15 protein-coding genes and 2 tRNA genes are annotated in these 15,753 nt (G+C 57.0%); 10 read left to right on the forward strand and 7 right to left on the reverse strand.

Annotated features, from left to right (window positions below; translation table 11 throughout):
• Positions 1 to 4: 4 nt before the first annotated feature.
• The 4 genes from DW133_RS03860 to DW133_RS03875 all read right to left on the reverse strand — a co-directional run bounded on the left by DW133_RS03860 (position 5) and on the right by DW133_RS03875 (position 2,410).
• A complete protein-coding gene (locus DW133_RS03860; RefSeq protein WP_118275329.1) occupies positions 5 to 739 on the reverse strand; it encodes an FAD-binding oxidoreductase in 735 nt (244 codons plus the stop codon).
• 48 nt (positions 740 to 787) lie between these two features.
• A complete protein-coding gene (fdxA, locus tag DW133_RS03865; RefSeq protein WP_118275330.1) occupies positions 788 to 1,111 on the reverse strand; it encodes a ferredoxin FdxA in 324 nt (107 codons plus the stop codon).
• A gap of 147 nt (positions 1,112 to 1,258) precedes the next feature.
• The gene (locus DW133_RS03870; RefSeq protein WP_118275331.1) at positions 1,259 to 1,888 is read right to left on the reverse strand and encodes a LysE family translocator; all 630 of its coding nucleotides are present in this window, start codon (positions 1,886 to 1,888) and stop codon (positions 1,259 to 1,261) included.
• Between the two features lie 33 nt (positions 1,889 to 1,921).
• On the reverse strand, positions 1,922 to 2,410 hold the full coding sequence (locus tag DW133_RS03875) for a dihydrofolate reductase (protein ID WP_118275332.1): 489 nt from the start codon (positions 2,408 to 2,410) through the stop codon (positions 1,922 to 1,924).
• Between the two features lie 152 nt (positions 2,411 to 2,562).
• On the opposite strand from DW133_RS03875, the gene DW133_RS03880 reads away from it, so the two are divergent.
• Positions 2,563 to 3,996 (forward strand): M20/M25/M40 family metallo-hydrolase, encoded by a 1,434-nt coding sequence (locus DW133_RS03880; RefSeq protein ID WP_118275333.1) that lies wholly within the window; start codon positions 2,563 to 2,565, stop codon positions 3,994 to 3,996.
• A 45-nt stretch (positions 3,997 to 4,041) separates the two neighbouring features.
• Here DW133_RS03880 and DW133_RS03885 read toward each other — a convergent pair whose 3' ends face one another.
• From DW133_RS03885 to DW133_RS03895, 3 genes are all read right to left on the reverse strand, one after another.
• Positions 4,042 to 4,842 (reverse strand): thymidylate synthase, encoded by an 801-nt coding sequence (locus DW133_RS03885; protein WP_118275334.1) that lies wholly within the window; start codon positions 4,840 to 4,842, stop codon positions 4,042 to 4,044.
• A gap of 158 nt (positions 4,843 to 5,000) precedes the next feature.
• Positions 5,001 to 5,975 (reverse strand): phosphatidate cytidylyltransferase, encoded by a 975-nt coding sequence (locus DW133_RS03890; RefSeq protein ID WP_233542102.1) that lies wholly within the window; start codon positions 5,973 to 5,975, stop codon positions 5,001 to 5,003.
• 16 nt (positions 5,976 to 5,991) lie between these two features.
• Complete coding sequence (locus DW133_RS03895; protein ID WP_118275436.1) at positions 5,992 to 6,588, reverse strand: 1-acyl-sn-glycerol-3-phosphate acyltransferase; 597 nt, start codon at positions 6,586 to 6,588, stop codon at positions 5,992 to 5,994.
• A gap of 352 nt (positions 6,589 to 6,940) precedes the next feature.
• Here DW133_RS03895 and DW133_RS03900 point away from each other — a divergent pair, with 352 nt between their 5' ends.
• The 9 genes from DW133_RS03900 to nusA all read left to right on the forward strand — a co-directional run bounded on the left by DW133_RS03900 (position 6,941) and on the right by nusA (position 15,727).
• Entirely contained in the window at positions 6,941 to 7,576 is a 636-nt protein-coding gene (locus tag DW133_RS03900; RefSeq protein WP_118275335.1) for a YitT family protein, read from the forward strand.
• A gap of 83 nt (positions 7,577 to 7,659) precedes the next feature.
• Positions 7,660 to 7,750 (forward strand) — tRNA-Ser (locus tag DW133_RS03905).
• A gap of 273 nt (positions 7,751 to 8,023) precedes the next feature.
• Entirely contained in the window at positions 8,024 to 8,542 is a 519-nt protein-coding gene (locus tag DW133_RS03910) for a hypothetical protein (RefSeq protein WP_147408859.1), read from the forward strand.
• An 84-nt stretch (positions 8,543 to 8,626) separates the two neighbouring features.
• Positions 8,627 to 10,216 (forward strand): gamma-glutamyltransferase family protein, encoded by a 1,590-nt coding sequence (locus tag DW133_RS03915; protein WP_118275337.1) that lies wholly within the window; start codon positions 8,627 to 8,629, stop codon positions 10,214 to 10,216.
• Between the two features lie 102 nt (positions 10,217 to 10,318).
• Positions 10,319 to 10,395 (forward strand) — tRNA-Arg (locus tag DW133_RS03920).
• A gap of 518 nt (positions 10,396 to 10,913) precedes the next feature.
• Positions 10,914 to 11,555: an SMC-Scp complex subunit ScpB gene (scpB, locus tag DW133_RS03925; protein WP_199588788.1), complete on the forward strand. Its 642-nt coding sequence runs from the start codon at positions 10,914 to 10,916 to the stop codon at positions 11,553 to 11,555.
• Between the two features lie 27 nt (positions 11,556 to 11,582).
• Positions 11,583 to 13,415, forward strand: a complete 1,833-nt coding sequence (locus DW133_RS03930) for a pseudouridine synthase (protein WP_233542103.1) — start codon at positions 11,583 to 11,585, stop codon at positions 13,413 to 13,415.
• A gap of 249 nt (positions 13,416 to 13,664) precedes the next feature.
• Positions 13,665 to 14,243, forward strand: coding sequence for a ribosome maturation factor RimP (gene rimP / locus DW133_RS03940; protein WP_118275340.1), 579 nt, complete (start codon positions 13,665 to 13,667; stop codon positions 14,241 to 14,243).
• On the forward strand, positions 14,240 to 15,727 hold the full coding sequence (gene nusA, locus DW133_RS03945) for a transcription termination factor NusA (RefSeq protein WP_118275341.1): 1,488 nt from the start codon (positions 14,240 to 14,242) through the stop codon (positions 15,725 to 15,727). Before rimP ends, nusA begins: the two co-directional genes overlap by 4 nt.
• Positions 15,728 to 15,753 lie beyond the last annotated feature (26 nt).

Genomic DNA, 15,753 nt, shown 5'->3' on the forward strand with positions numbered 1-15,753 from the left:
GGAATCAGAGCCAGAAGTTTTCGGCAAGCAGCTGTCCGGGCTCGCCGTTTCTCGGGCTGACGATGCCTCGGGCTCGCATGGCGGCGCGAACGGCCTTTACCATGGCGGGGTTGCCGCAAAGCATCACGCGGCTTGCTTGCGGCGTGATTTCGGCTTCAGCCGTAGCTTCGAGTAAGCCGCTTTCCAACGCGTCGGGAATGCGCACGTCAATCAAGGCGCCGGCGTCGCGCGTGACGGAAGCCATCACGCGCAGCTTGGGCTGAAGCTTTAAGACATGCTGCAGGTACTGCGTTTCGTTCCAATTGCGCACGCCGTGAACGAGGAACACGCGTTCGTACTTGTTCATGATCGACTCGTCGGAGACGATGGCTACGAACGGAGCAACGCCCGTGCCCGTGGACAGCAGCCACAGATCGCGGCCGCCCGGCTGCAGGCGCGACTCAATGAGCATGCCGTTCATTTCGGTGTCAAGCAGAATCGATTCGCCTGCCTTGAGGTTGCACAGGCGAGGACTCACCGCACCGCCCTTGACGCGGGCGATGAAAAAGTCGAGCGTATCGGCACCGGCTTTGCTTGCAATTGAGTAACAGCGCCACTGCGGCTCTGCCGTCGAAGGCATCGCAATGCGCGCAAACTGACCGGTCATCCACTGACAACCTTCAGGGACGGCCAATTTCAAATGCGTAACGTTGTCGGCAACGGCCTGTGCATGCACAACCTTGGTTTGACAAATCGCCATAAAGCCACTCCTGCTGAAAAAGAGCCTGTAAGTGTGCCTGAGAAAGAATCAGCGCTTGAGGTACTGGCGCTTGTTGGGAACGTTGACCCATTCATCCGCATCGTCCGGGTAGGGCTTCTTGCGGGTGATCGAGGGCCACTGGTGCGAGAGCTCGGCATTGATCTGGATGAAGTCGAGCTGATCGGCCGGGACGTCTTCCTCGGCAAAAATGGCGCCTTCGGGGCATTCGGGCACGCACACGGCGCAGTCGATGCATTCGTCGGGATCGATTGCGAGGAAGTTGGGGCCTTCGTGGAAGCAGTCAACCGGACAGACGTCCACACAGTCAGTGCGCTTGCAGTTGATGCAGGCTTCGCAAACAACGTGAGTCATTTTCTTTTGGTATCTCGTATGGGTTGGATATTCGGTTCAATTCGTGCGCGTGTGTGCAAAAGACCGACGAATTGAATCAGGTATTGTAGCCGAAACTTTTTTCGCCGAGGCTGATCAAAAAATGCGACTTGGGCGCTTCTTTCGAGCTCAGAGCGCGAGCGCTCGATAGAGCAAAAAGGCTGCCAAAAACAAAAAGACGACGCCCGAAATGCAGTTGATCACGCGCGGTCCCCGCGGCCCGCTCAAAAACACGCGGGCGTGTGCGGCCAGAATCGCGTAGGCCATCATCATCACGAAAACGATCAGAGCGTAGATCGCGATCATCACGGCCGACTGAAAGACGTAGGAGAAAGTCGGGTCGATGAAGGAAGGAAGCACCGTCAGACCGAAGATGATGGGCTGCGGATTGGCCGCTGAGATCGCCGCGCACTTCATGAACTGAGAAAAACCGCTTTCGGTTTGTTCGTCGTGACGCCCGATCAGGGAGGCGTGCTTCGGTTTTTTGAGAATCGACCGAATGCCCAGGTACGCGAGAAAGGCCGCGCCGATGAGCTGAATCACGGAGAAAGCCGCCGGGTGGGTGGCGAGTACGGCGCCAGTGCCCGAAAGCGCGATCACAAAGAGAAAGGCGATGCCGATTGCGATGCCCAGACACCCCGGAATGGCTCTTTTCCACCCCTGGGAGAGCCCGAGGTTGACCGCCATGACCGCACCGATGCCGGGCGTGGCGATGTTGGCAAAGCTTGTGACCAGAAACAGCGTAAAAAGCGGCGACATGACGATACTACCGGCCGAATCGTTTCCCGAAGTTTAGTGCTTGCGGCGGAAAATGCAGAAAGTAAGGGCAGGGCGCTTTTCGTTGGCGGGAAGTTCCGAGAGAACTTCACGATCCCACTCTTCGAGGCTCAAGGGGCCGAAGAAGGCGTCGCCCGGATACTCGGCCTGAATTTCCGTGATCCAACAGGTGTCGACAAGTTTGAGGGCCTGCGCATAGATCTGCGCGCCGCCGATTACGAAGGCAAGTTCGTCGTTCTTGATCATGCCGGCTGCTTCTTCAAGCGAGGTTGCCGTGCGGCAGCCTTCCGGGCGGTAGTCAGGATTGCGGCTGATGACGATGTTGTCGCGCCCGGGAAGAGGGCGGCCGATTGATTCGTGCGTCACGCGTCCCATGATGACGGGGTGTCCCATGGTGACTTCCTTGAAATGCTTGAGGTCTTCGGGCAGGCGCCAGGGCATGTTGCCCGCGAGTCCGATCGTGCCGTTTTGAGCGTGCGCAACGATGATTGCAAGTTGAGCCATAGTGATCTCGAAGTGGTTGTCTGTTCGGGTAAACACAGTGTTTTTCGAGGCGAAATCTAACAAATTTCGGCCTGAAAAATCGTGCTAGAGTCAAAACTGCACGCCGATGGCGACGTTACGAAAGGCAAAACAAGCACAAGGGCGGAATAAAGATGATCAAAGCAGCCGTCGAATTGAATGACAAAGACCGAAAGTCGATTAAGGAAGCCGTGGAGAACGCCTGGCAGGGCGAGGCGCTTGCCGAACTTCAGAACTATGTTCGAATCCCGTGCAAATCCAAGGATTTCGATGTCGATTGGGAGGTCAATGGCTTTTTGCGGCAGGCTTGCCGCAAGGCGGCAGAGTGGGGACAAAGCCTTTTTCCTGATGCCGTCTTCGAGGTGTTGACCGAACCGGGACGTACGCCGGCCCTTTTCTTCGATATCCCGGCAACCCGAGACGACGAGGCGCCTGCAGTTTTCTTCTATGGCCATTTTGACAAGCAGCCCGAAGGCGAAGGTTGGAGCAACGGGCGCAAGCCTTTTGAACCGACGCTTGAGAGTGAACGTCTTTACGGACGCGGTGCCGCAGACGACGGCTACAACTTTTACGCCGCGATGGTGGCTCTGCATGCGCTTGAAAAAGCGGGCCTCCCGCACGGCCGCATCGTCGGATTGTACGAGACGGACGAAGAGTGCGGCTCGCGCGACTTTGAGTATTGGATGCAGACGTGTCGAGAGAGGTTCGGGAACGTTGGACTCGTAGTGGTCATGGACTGCGGCGGCGCAGACTATGAGCATCTGTGGTCGACGGTGAGTTTCCGCGGTGCGGCGGTGTTGACGCTCAACGTCAAGGTGGCCGAACACGGTATGCACTCGGGGCTGACATCGGGAATTGCACCGAGCTCCTTCATGATTGCCCGAGCTCTTCTTGATCGCATTGAAAATGCGCAGACCGGTGAAATGTCCGCCGACGCGCTCAACGTGGAAATTCCTGCGGTTCGCCTGGAACAAATGAAGCGGTACGCAGAAACGGTGGGAGAGGGCGTTTTTGCCGACATTCCCTGGGCCAACGGCACGCACGCCAGAAGTTCTGATCCGTTTGAAGCGGTGGTGATGAATACCTGGAAGCCGCAACTTTGTGTGACGGGCGCCGAAGGTATTCCGCCCGTTGATGGAGCGGGAAACGTGCTGCGCTCGTTTACAAAGCTCAAGCTTTCCGTGCGCCTGCCGCCCACGGCAGACGGAGCTAAAGCGTTGGCATGGCTTACTGAAACGCTCACGGAAAAGCCGATGTTCGGCTGCCGCGTGACAGTGGAAAATGCGCACGCAGAAGGCGGCTGGAATGCGCCGCAGGAAATGCCTCGTTTTGCACGGGCGGTTGCCGATGCCGCACAAGAGTGCTTCGGTACAGAACCGGTGTATTGCGGTTGCGGCGGCTCGATTGGCATCCTGCCGCTTTTTGACAAGTTCTTCGGGTCGCCTCAATACCTGCTTACCGGCGTCCTCGGACCGGAATCCAACGCGCACGGGCCCAACGAGATGCTGAGGCTTGATTACCTCAAGAAACTCACGCGCGCCGTGGCGCAGATCGTCGCCTGTGTTTGAGAGCTGCCGGCAGAAGTCGACTGAAACAGTGCCTCGTTCGGTCGTTTAGACGGCGATCGGGGCCTTGATGTGCGGCCAGGGGTCGTAGCCTTCGATCACGAAGTCTTCGAACTTGTAGTCGAAGATGGAGGAGGGCTTGCGATTGATCACAAGCTTCGGGTACGCGCGCGGCGTGCGGGAAAGCTGCAGCTCGACCTGCTCGAAGTGGTTCTTGTAGATGTGACAGTCGCCGCCCGTCCAGACGAAGTCACCCACCTCGAGATCGCATTGCTGCGCCACCATGTGCGTGAGCAGAGAATAGCTGGCGATGTTAAATGGCACGCCCAAGAAGATGTCGCAACTGCGCTGATAGAGCTGGCAGGAGAGCTTGCCGTTTGCCACGTAGAACTGAAAGAGGCAGTGGCACGGCGGCAGAGCCATCTTGTCGACTTCGGCCGGGTTCCATGCGACAACCAGGTGACGGCGGCTGTCGGGGTTCTTTTTGATGCCTTCGATGAGGTTGCTGATCTGATCGATCTTGCGGCCGTCGGGAGCAGGCCAGCTGCGCCACTGAACGCCGTAGACCGGGCCCAGATCGCCGTTTTCGTCGGCCCATTCGTCCCAAATCGACACACCGTTGTCGTGCAGATACTTAATGTTGCTCGACCCCGAGAGGAACCACAGCAGTTCGTGAACGATGGAACGGATGTGAAGCTTCTTGGTTGTCACGAGCGGAAAGCCTTCGGCAAGATTGAATCGCATCTGATAGCCGAATACGGAACGCGTGCCGACGCCCGTGCGGTCGCTTTTGTCGACCCCGGTTTTGTAGCAGTGTTCAAGAAGCGTTTCGTACTGATTCGTGGGCATGGTGCAATCCTTGAAAATCCGGCCTGTTTGACGTCAAAGCTCCGGGTTATGGTGTGTGGGTTAGTAAGAAGACACGGAAAAAAGACGTGACTCCAAACAAAAAGCGCAGGACTCTTTGACGAAAATCCTGCGCCTCAGAGTTTACCGCGAGGATGCGGTCAATTGATGCTCGGGAAATGAGCGAAGTTTTGGAAAATGAGCGTCAGATGATAGAACACGGGCGCGGCAAATGTGAGCGGCGCCAGGCGTTCGATGATGCCTCGACCGATGTAGAACTCGCTTTCCCAAGACTTGGAGCCGAGGCTGCGCTTGACCGAGCTGATGACCATGTCGCCCATGATGCACGAGAGAACAATGGCAAGCGCGTAGAGCGCCGTCTGCAGAATCGAGAAGGGCGTAAGCCAATAAAGCCCAATGCCTGCGATCACCGCCAGGCACGAGCCGACGGTGAGGCCCTTGACGGTCTTGTTCGGGTTCATCTTCAGCGCCTTGCCTCCCAGAGCGGAACTGGCGAGCACCGAGAAAAGGTCGGCGAGGAACACGATGATGAGGAAAAAGAGCAGCATCAGTTCGCCTGACGTCTTACGGCTTTCAAAGTCGAGCGTGGCGATGGCCGGTGCGTGACTTACGCAGAACACGCAGATCATCAGACCCCACTGAACCTTGGCGACGCGCTCAAGGTAGCGTTCCGTGTCGTGGCTCATGGCGGCGATGACGGGCAGCACCAGGAACAGGTACACCGGGATAAAGAGCGTGAAGACGTGTGTGAGGTTGAAGTAAACCAATGCATACTGAGCGGGGATCGCCAGATAGAACGCCACCACCAGCACCCAATGGTCGGTGTGCCGAATCGGAGTCAACGCGATGAATTCTCGCAGCAGGAAGAAGGAGAAAATCGCAAAGAGCACGACCAGCGAGGCCATGCCCCACCACCAAGCCACCGTAAAGACGATGATCAGCCACCACCCCATGCGCACGCGCGAATTGGCAACGGCCAGACGGCGAACGGCTTCGGGCGTGGCAGCGCGCCCCTGCGCCCACAGTCCGTAGATGGTGCCTGCGCCTTGCAGAACGATGAGCGTGGCCAGAATGATCAGATAGCCTTCCTGGAGGCTGATACCGAGTCGCATCATTTTTTTGGTGCCTCCTTTACTGCTGTTGCGCGAGGTCAATCACGGCCTGACGAGCGCGGGTGAGGAATACTTCCTTGGGATCATCGGGGCTGTGCTCAAGCGGAGCGCCGAAATGCACCGAGCAAATGGTGGGCACCGGAATGTATACGCCCTTGGGCATGGCACGGTGCAGGTTTTCGATGTACACCGGAATGAGCTCGACTTCGGGGAACTCGCGCATCAGACGCCAGATGCCGCTTTTGAATTCGCTCGGCAACGGCTGCGGACGGCGGGTGCCTTCCGGGAAGATGATGAGCGAGTCGCCGGCGCGCAGCGCATCCTTCAGAGGACCAAGCGGATCGGCGTGCTCGGTGCGCTTGCGGTCGATGAGCACGACATTCAACTCTTTCATGGCGATGCGCTTGCGAAACAGGCCGTGATCCCAATAGTCTTTGGCAGCCACCGGTCGCGTATGGCGGCGCAGAATGCTTGGCAGTGAAGTCCAGATCACAATCGTGTCGAGGTGACTGGTGTGATTGGCGAAATAAATGCGTTGGCGCTTCGAGGGCTTGCAGCCTTCCCACTGGGGATAGGCGCCGACCAGGAGTCGGGTGAGCCACACGATGGGCGTCATCAACTGAAACTGAAACACTGTTCGTACCTTGTTTTCTGAGGACGTCAACACGCGGCCCGTTCGAGACGAACGCGCCGCTTTTAACGAAATTATGCCGCGTGAGTGGCTTGCTCGCCGTCAAAAGGATGCAAGCGCACGTAACACGACTGCATTCTGTTGGATTTTCTCGTTTTCTCTGCTCGTTATCCCGCCGTGCACGGGGTTTCGCCTACTTCTTTTTGCTGATGCTGAAAACAGGAGGTGTGTCTAAAATGCAACAGCTCTTTTTCGGCCCGATCTTAGAAATCTGCTAACAGACAGGAATAAATCGCTTTTCGATCGCGGCCGCGTCGTTTTGTTTCCGAGGGGTGAGATGCTTTCAAGAGTTCTGATTTTTCTTTTCGGCTTGGTTGTGCTGTCATTAGGCATTGCCATCGTGACCCACGCCGGGCTCGGCACCGGTACCGTGAGCTCCGCGGCCATTGTGCTCAGTCGCCAGACTGGTCTTTCCATGGGTCTTTTCGTTTTCCTCACGAACGTCTTTTTCTTTGTACTCCAGTGCCTGGTCGACCCGAAGAACCTTATGGTCAAGGCCGTCAAGCAGCTGCCCGTCTGCGCGTTCTTCGGCGCGGTTTTTGACGTTGCAATGTGGGTGACGAGCTTTCTTGAACCCACCAATTATGGGTGGGCCTTCATGCAGGTGTTTCTCGGTACGTGCCTCACGGGACTCGGCGTTTCGGCCATGGTCTTTGCGCGTTTGTTGGTGTTGCCTCCTGAAGGGGTTGTGATTGCTGTCATGCATCGATTCGGAGGCTCGTTCGGAACCATTCGCACGTCCGTCGACGTTTTCCTTGTGGCGATTTCCGTCAGCATGAGTCTCTTCTTTTTCGGGACGATTTACGGCGTTCGCGAAGGAACGCTCATTTCCGCTCTTTTTGCCGGACGCATGGCCAACGGTTTTCTCAGAAGGTGGGGCAAGCTTTTCCCGAACCATCGTCCGATCGATTGATGCGAAAAAATTTCGAGAGGCGCGTGCAAAAACACAAATCTTTTGTTAAGATGCGCGCCTCACAATATGACAACGACCGACACGGAAGGGTGGCAGAGTGGTCGAATGCGCCGGACTCGAAATCCGGTATACGGTTATACCGTATCGTGGGTTCAAATCCCACCCCTTCCGCCAGTTTTTAGAGCCCGTAGATTCTTTAGTCTGCGGGTTTTTTGCATCTGTCGGGCTGTGACTTTCGCTGTGTGTGGGTGCTGCGAGTTCGTTTGTTTTCAGGAACGCAAAAGAGCGGACATTTATAATGCGGCCTGACATGGGCAATTTCCGATCAATGCCCGAACAGATACACAGAATTCAGAATGTTTGCTGGCCGGTGTGCAGACGCTCGGCATTCTGACGGTCGCAACCGTTTGCAGCAAACAACAAGTGCCATACAAGGAGCATTAAAAGATGGCTAGCGCAATGAATGAACAGGTTCTCCAGACGTTTTTGGCGGCTCATGCTCGCCTGGCGACTGCCATGAAGGGAATTTCCGGCCAGCTTGGCGGCAAGACCCCGAAGGTTTCTCAGAAGGCTTTCCAGGAGCTCATCGATTCGAGCGCCGAACTTCTGAAGGAATCCGTGAAGCTTTCTGTCCTTCTCGGCGTCAAGCTCGAAGCCGGCGAAAAGAAGACCGCCGCCAAGAAGACGACCACTAAGAAGGCGGCTGCCAAGAAGGAAGAGCCGGCTGTCGAAGAGGCTGAACAGGCTCCCGCCAAGAAGACCACGCGCAAGGTGACTGCCAAGGCTGAACCGGCTGAAGAAGCCGAAGAAAAGAAGCCGGCCGCTCGCAAGACGGCAGCTAAAAAGTCTGAAACGACCGAAAAGAAGACGACGGCCAAGAAGGCTGCCGTGAAGGAAGAAAAGAGCGAAGAGGCTCAAAAGCCTGCTCGCAAGACCACGACGCGTAAGTCGGTGGCCAAGAAGTAATTCCTCTGACCCTTCGGTTGGTTGTTTGATTCGCGGTTTCGACCCGTTTGGCTGTCGAGGCCGCGATTTCTTTTTTCAACGGCGATGACTATTCAGAAATCTCTGCCGCAGGCCGGTGTCAGTGCGCCGCACTTTCTGGCGGCTCAAACCGGGCGACAGATTCTTGAAGCGGGCGGCACGGCGCTCGAAGCGGCGGTTGCTACGGCGGCAAGCCTTGCCGTCGTATACCCGCATATGAACGCGGTCGGCGGCGACAGCTTTTGGCTGATCAAGAAAAAGGACTGTGCTCCAGTGGGGGTGCTTGCCTGCGGACAGGCGGCAGGGCGCGCAACGGTGGACTTATACAAGTCTCGCGGTTTTGAAGCGCTTCCACCACGCGGAGCGCTTGCTGCCGTCACAGTTCCGGGTACGATCCGCGGCTGGCAAGCGCTTCTGAGTCTGCCGGAGCATCCGAGACGACTGCCGCTCAAGGACATTCTTAATCCTGCCGTCGTATTTGCCGCCAATGGTTTTCCGGTTTCGGCAAGCCAAGAGCGAACAACGAGGGCAGCGCTTGAGAGTCTCAGGTCGTGCCCCGGTTTTGCCGAAGTCTTTCTCAACTCCGAAGGCTTGCCTTGGACAAAGGGCGAGACGCTTCGCCAGAGCGCTTTGGCTCGCACGCTGCAGCGACTCTCAGAAGCCGGATTGGATGATTTCTACGAAGGAGATGTCGCAGCACAGATCTGCAGGGAGTTGGCCGATGCGGGCAGTCTGCTGACGCCCGAAGACTTTGCCGCATGCCGAGCACGCATCGTCAAGCCTTTGCATTTGAGAGCGTTCGGGCAGGATTTCTACAATCTTCCGGAGCCTACGCAAGGCGTATCTTCGCTTGCGATTTTGGGGCTGATGGAGCGTTTCGGGGCCAAGCCCGACGATATGGCGGCTTTTGTGCACGCGGCCGTCGAAGCGACGAAACTTGCTTTTGCCTGGCGCAACAAACACGTGGGTGATCCGCGAGCAATGACGGCTTCCACGCAGAGCTTTCTGTCGGCGCAATCGCTCGACACCCTTGCCAAGTCCTTTGATCCCGGCAAAGCTTGCTGTTTTGACGAACAGCAGGCTATGGGCGATACGGTCTGGTTCGGTGCAGCCGACACGGACGGTACGGTGGTGAGCTGCATTCAGAGCATCTATTGGGAGTACGGCAGCGGCCTTGTGCTCAAAGACACGGGCGTGACGATGCAAAACCGCGGTTGTGCGTTTAGCTTTGACGAGAGACTTCCGAGCGCATTGCGTCCCGGAGCGCTGCCGTTTCATACACTCAACCCGGCGATGGCGGTGACCAATGACGGTCGCGTGATTGCCTACGGCACGATGGGCGGAGAAGGCCAGCCGCAAACGCAGGCCGCGGTCATCCTGCGGCATTTGGCTGGCATGCCGTTGGATCGGGCCATTGCTGAACCTCGCTGGCTCATCGGCAGAACCTGGGGCGACAATACCGCAAAGCTTCGTTTGGAGTCTCGGTTTGCTGCAGGGGTCGTCAGAAGTTTGATTGAGCGTGGGCACGACGTGGAAGTGCTTACGGAGGCTTACAGCGACACGATGGGGCACGCGGGGGCAGTGAGCAAAGCTGCCGACGGTGTGGTGACGGGAGCGTCGGATCCCCGATGCGACGGCAGTTTCGAGGCGATTTGAGCTGTAAGCAAGAAATTTTTCAAAAAGACTTGCATAAGTCGAAAGCAGGCGATACAATGCGCCCCGCTTCGCAAAAAAGCGAGGCGGAAAAATCTGAGATGTGCGCCAGTAGCTCAGTTGGATAGAGTACCTGGCTACGAACCAGGGGGTCGTGGGTTCGAATCCTGCCTGGCGCACCATCCACGCAAGAGAGGCTTCCGAAATCGGGAGCTTTCTTTTTGTCTGGAGCTTTCTTAAGTTGTTGATTTTATTGAATAAACTAATCAACGAAAGAATTCGAGACAAAATTTTGCGGCCTAGGAATTCCCGTTTTGTTACCCCGGTTTGAAAGGAAAAAAAACTGGGGAACAAAATTCTGAATTTTCCAAACTGGGTAAAAACAATCCGCAAATTTCGGCAGCGATTGCATTAAGATTGTTGCCGCAGCCGAAGGTGAGAAAAGCGGCCTGATATCACATCGTTAATCGGGGCTTCACTTTCGTAGAGATCGCAAGGCCGAGACGGCTCTCAATCGAAAGCGATCCGACAAGCTTTGAGGGCTATGCCGACTAAGGCGCCCGACAAAGAAAACGACAGTTTTTCCAACCGTGTCGAATCCGATTTTGCTAACCTTCGCTCAATAAGCGTAGCGGTAGGTGCAAAGCGTGTTTATGAAGAGAACGGATTTCGAACACGATCAACACGCAACGACACAACCGTGGCAGACACTTTGCAACCGTGTTACGTCATTGAAGCAGCGCTTCTTACGAGTCCTCAGCCGTTGACGCTCGAGGATCTTTCGCGCCTGTTTGCCGGTCGGCTTACGCAGACGGAGCTGCTTGAAGCCATGAACGAGCTTTCCGAACACTGGAAAGAGCGCGGCTTGCGACTGGTCGAAACTGCAAGCGGTTGGGGGTTTGTCACATCAACGGCTGTGGGTGAATACCTGCTTCGCATGAGCGATCAGAAAATGCCCAAGTATTCGCGTGCCGTGATGGAGACGCTTGCCATCATTGCGTACCGTCAGCCGGCAACGCGCGGCGATATTGAAGACATTCGCGGCGTGGCGGTCAATCCCAATGTGGTGCGACAGCTGCAGGAAAGAGGGTGGATTGAAATTGTCGGGCACCGAGAGTCGCCCGGTCGCCCGGCGCTGTTTGCCACGACGCAGCAGTTTTTGGACGATTTGGGACTGAAGTCCCTCGCGGATCTGCCGCCTTTGTCCGGCGACATGCCGCAAAGCAAAGAATTTGAATTGGTGTTCGGTGACGAGCCGACCGACGAAGCGAGTCAAGCACAAGCCCAAGAAGGGGCATCCGACGCCGACGGTCAGACTCCGGAAAAAGTCGACACTGAATAAAGAGTACAGTCAGAGACACTTAAAGCTATGCCTACTACACGAGAAGACAGCCTGAACGAAGTCGCGGTCGAGGCGCAAGCCGAACCGAAGAAACGCGTGGTTCGCCGCCGTACGGTCAAGACCGAAGCTGAAAGCTCCGAAGCAGCTCCTGTCAAGAAACCCCGCGCTGTGCGTACGCGCAAAGTGAAGGCCGAAACCGAGGCGGTTGTCGAACCGACGACGGAAGTTGTCGCTGCGCCGGCGGAGGAGAAACCCAAGCGCAAGGTGACGCGTCGCCGTAAGACCGAGGAGGTTGCAGCACCTGCCGCAGAGGTTGTCGCTGAAACGGTTCGGGAAGAAGAGAAGCCCGCGACCAAGCGTCGTACCGTGACGCGCCGCAAGAAAGCCGATGAAGCTATTCCCGAGGCAACGCAGGAAGCGGCCCCGCAAGAGGCTAAGCCTGAAGAGGAAGTCCCCGCCAAACCCAAGCGCACTCGCCGAGCGAAGAAAGCAGAGGAGGCGGCAGCCGAAGAAACTCCCGTCAAGAAGACGCGTGCTCGTAAGACGAAGGCAAAGACTGAAGCTGAGGTTATCGAAGCGGTTGAAGAGACTTTGCCTCAGCCCGAACCCGAGGCGGAAGTCGATATGCCTCAGGAGAAGGTGTCCGACAAGAAGGAAAAGCGCGTCGAAGGCCGCGGTAAGTTCCGTCGCAACAAGCGCGTCCGCGAGGAACCGTTCGAGGACGAAGGCATGGCCGTTCCGGAAGATGCTCCCGCAATTGATGCCGAACTTTGCGCCGCTCAGATTTTCGACCCGAAGGTGCTTGCTCAGGGTAAGGCCGCCAAGAAAAACGAACTCGTCAAACAGAGCGAAAAGCTGCACAAGGTGCTCGCTGATCTCGGTCTGGGCAGCCGCCGCGATATGGAGCAGCTCATCGTCGAAGGTCGCATCTCGGTGAATTCCGAACCCGCTTTCCTGGGGCAGCGCGTGATGCCCGGCGACATCGTTCGTTTGAACGGTCGTATCGTCAAGCGCATGGCACAAGGTAAGCAGCCCAAGGCTCCGCGCGTGCTTGTCTATCACAAGCCCGCCGGCCAGATCGTGAGTATGCGCGATCCGCAGGGGCGTCCGAGCGTCTTTGATAATCTGCCCAAGATTTCAGGCGCCCGCTGGATTGCCGTCGGACGTCTGGACTTCAACACCGAAGGGTTGCTGCTTTTTACGACGAGCGGAGAGCTTGCCAATCGTCTGATGCACCCTCGCTATGAAATCGAGCGCGAATACGCCGTACGCGCGGCGGGCGTCATGACCGACGAAGCCAAAGAACTCTTGACGACCGGGGTGGAGCTCGACGACGGTCCGGCTCACTTCTCGATGCTCGAAGAAAAGGGCGGCGACAATCTCAACCGCTGGTATCTCGTTCGCATCAGCGAGGGCCGCAACCGTGAGGTGCGCCGCATGTTTGCTGCCGTCGGCCTGACGGTGAGCCGCCTGATTCGTGTGCGCTATGGTGCAGTTCGATTGCCCGCTGATCTTGCGCGCGGCACGACCCGCGAGCTCAAGCCCGACTGGGTGCAGGCCTGGATGGCGCAGCTCAATGCCGCAACGTCTTCGACGGGCGGCAAGAAGCCTGCAGTCAAGAAGGTCGGAGGCAAGAAAAACACCGGCCGCAGTTTCAACCGCAAGCCCGAGCGCATCCCCGATCCGATGCTGAGCACGGTCAACTACATTGCCAGCGGTAGCCTCGGCGCCGCCCAGGGTGCCTACGGACGGGCGCTTGCTCGAACCGATGACGTGATGCCGCCTCCGTTCAAGAAAGGCGGCAAATTCGGCAAGTCGAAGGGCTCCGGCAAGGGCAAAGGCTTCGGCAAGCGCCGTTAAGTGAAATTTGAGGAATTTGTCGACGAAATTTTTGTCGAAAATCCTTGAATTTCAAAGAAAAAACTGTATAATCCGCGACGCGCCTTCGAAGTGAGAATTTTTTGAAATTCCCATTCGAGGGCCCTCGCTATATTGTCTGCGGCAATCAGCTTTTCGGAGCTGAAAAATTGTGGCAGGCACCCATGTTGGATGGGGTTAGGGATGGGCATTGCGCCCATTTTTTTTTGGATTTTTTCTACAAACGGATACATGCAGAAATCAACTGCTGAAATCACGCGAATCGTTGAAGAAACGGTGCAGGGTCTCGGGTACGAATTCGTTGACTTCGAGCGTCTGCCCCGCGGACTCATGCGCATCACGATCGACAGCCAGGCCGAAGGCGGCGTTGGCGTGGACGATTGCGAAGCCGTGAGCAATCAGATCACAGCCCTCTTTACGGTCGAGGGTATTGACTACGAACGTCTGGAAGTGGCCAGTCCCGGTGTGGAGCGCCCGCTCAAGCGCGCGAGCGAATGGGCCCGCTTCGTCGGCCGCCCGGCGCACGTCGAACTTTATGAACCGATGAAGGCCGAGGGCTTTCCGGAAGCCGGCCGTCGCAAACTTGACGGCATCATTCTTGGCATCGAGGGTGAACCCGGCAACGAAGTGATTTCGTTTTCGTTTGAAGAATTGGATATTGCACGCACGCCGAGTCAGGCTGCCAAGTCCCGCCAATCGGGCAAGGCTGCCAAACCCAAGGCCGATCCGGTGCACGTGACGTTCGGCATTAACGATGTCGATCGCGCCAATTTGATTGCTGAACTTGACTTTAAGGGGAAACACGAATGAGCCGCGAAATGCTCGATATGGTCGACGTCCTTGCACGCGAAAAGAACGTTGAAAAATCCGCCGTTTTCGGCGTACTCGAAATCGCGCTGGCAAGCGCTGTGAAGAAGGCTCAGTTTCCCGGTGAGGATGCTGACGTCGCCGTTCGCGTCGATCCCAACACGGGCGACTGGAGTGCCGTTCGCCGCTGGGTGATCGTGAGCGACGATCAGGGCCTGCAGCAGCCCGATCGCGAGGAAATGTTCTCGGACATCCACGACGATTATCCGGAACTCGAAGTGGGCGACTACATTGAAAAGCCGATTGAAAACATCAACACTTCCGGCCGCCGCTTTGCCCAGGACGCCAAGCAGGTCATCCTGCAGCGCCTGCGTGACGCCGAACGCGAACAGATTCTCAATGAGTTCCTCGCTCGCGATGAAAAGGTGATCTCCGGCCAGGTCAAGCGCTCCGACAAGGAAGGCGCCATCATCGAAATCGGCCGCCTGGAAGCCCGCTTGCCCAAGAGCGAAATGATTCCGCGCGAAAACCTGCGCAACTCCGATCGCGTCCGCGCCTACGTGCTTCGCGTCGACGAAACCAACAAGGGCAAGCAGGTTATCCTGTCTCGCGCCTGCAATGAATTCATCAAGAAGCTCTTTGAGCTCGAAGTGCCGGAAATCGAAGAGGGCACCGTGGAAATCAAGGCTACGGCCCGTGATCCCGGCTCCCGCGCCAAGATTGCCGTGATGAGCCATGACAAGCGCGTCGAACCCGTCGGCACCTGCATCGGCATCCGCGGCTCGCGCGTGACGGCCGTGACCAACGAGCTGGCCGGCGAACGCATCGATGTGGTGCGCTGGGACGAAAACCCGGTTCAATACATCGTCGAAGCACTCAAGCCCGCCAAGGTTTCCAAGGTTGTGGCCGACGAAGAAGCCAAGAGCATGGACGTGACGGTTGACGAGGAAAACCTCGCCATTGCCATCGGCCGCGGCGGTCAGAACGTGCGCCTGGCAAGCGAACTCACCGGCTGGCAGATCAACATCATGACAGCAGAAGAAGCCAACAAGAAGCAGGAAGAGGAAGATCGCGTGGCCTGCGAAGAGTTCATGACCGAGCTCGATATGTCGCAGGAAGATGCCGCCGCTCTTGTTCAGGATGGCATCTACAGTCTCGAAGAACTCGCCTACGTGCCCGAACAGGAAATCGTGGAACTGGGTATCTTCGACGAAGCTACCGTTGCCGATCTGCGTGAACGCGCTCGCCGCGTGCTTCTGGCTCGCGCCCTTAAGCGCGAAGAAAACCTGCGTCAGGCCGACGCTTCGCTGCTCGAACTCGAAGGCATGGATCACGACCTTGCCAGCCGACTCGTGAGCGAAGGTGTCAAGACCGCTGACGACCTGGCTGATTTGGACACGGAAGAACTCATGGAAAAGGGCGGCATCGCTGAAGAAGATGCCCGCGCTTTGATTATGGCCGCACGTGCCCGCTGGACTGAAGAATAAGACAGAAGTCAGAACGAAAACCAATT

This window comes from Sutterella sp. AM11-39, from assembly GCF_003472385.1.
GTDB classification, from domain to species: domain Bacteria; phylum Pseudomonadota; class Gammaproteobacteria; order Burkholderiales; family Burkholderiaceae_F; genus Duodenibacillus; species Duodenibacillus intestinigallinarum.

Coding starts and splice junctions, on each gene's coding strand:
- DW133_RS03860 (WP_118275329.1), bottom strand. CDS start 739: ATGGCGATTTGTCAAACCAAGGTTGTGCATGCACAGGCCGTTGCCGAC.
- fdxA (WP_118275330.1), bottom strand. CDS start 1,111: ATGACTCACGTTGTTTGCGAAGCCTGCATCAACTGCAAGCGCACTGAC.
- DW133_RS03870 (WP_118275331.1), bottom strand. CDS start 1,888: ATGTCGCCGCTTTTTACGCTGTTTCTGGTCACAAGCTTTGCCAACATC.
- DW133_RS03875 (WP_118275332.1), bottom strand. CDS start 2,410: ATGGCTCAACTTGCAATCATCGTTGCGCACGCTCAAAACGGCACGATC.
- DW133_RS03880 (WP_118275333.1), top strand. CDS start 2,563: ATGATCAAAGCAGCCGTCGAATTGAATGACAAAGACCGAAAGTCGATT.
- DW133_RS03885 (WP_118275334.1), bottom strand. CDS start 4,842: ATGCCCACGAATCAGTACGAAACGCTTCTTGAACACTGCTACAAAACC.
- DW133_RS03890 (WP_233542102.1), bottom strand. CDS start 5,975: ATGATGCGACTCGGTATCAGCCTCCAGGAAGGCTATCTGATCATTCTG.
- DW133_RS03895 (WP_118275436.1), bottom strand. CDS start 6,588: ATGACGCCCATCGTGTGGCTCACCCGACTCCTGGTCGGCGCCTATCCC.
- DW133_RS03900 (WP_118275335.1), top strand. CDS start 6,941: ATGCTTTCAAGAGTTCTGATTTTTCTTTTCGGCTTGGTTGTGCTGTCA.
- DW133_RS03910 (WP_147408859.1), top strand. CDS start 8,024: ATGGCTAGCGCAATGAATGAACAGGTTCTCCAGACGTTTTTGGCGGCT.
- DW133_RS03915 (WP_118275337.1), top strand. CDS start 8,627: ATGACTATTCAGAAATCTCTGCCGCAGGCCGGTGTCAGTGCGCCGCAC.
- DW133_RS03930 (WP_233542103.1), top strand. CDS start 11,583: ATGCCTACTACACGAGAAGACAGCCTGAACGAAGTCGCGGTCGAGGCG.
- rimP (WP_118275340.1), top strand. CDS start 13,665: ATGCAGAAATCAACTGCTGAAATCACGCGAATCGTTGAAGAAACGGTG.
- nusA (WP_118275341.1), top strand. CDS start 14,240: ATGAGCCGCGAAATGCTCGATATGGTCGACGTCCTTGCACGCGAAAAG.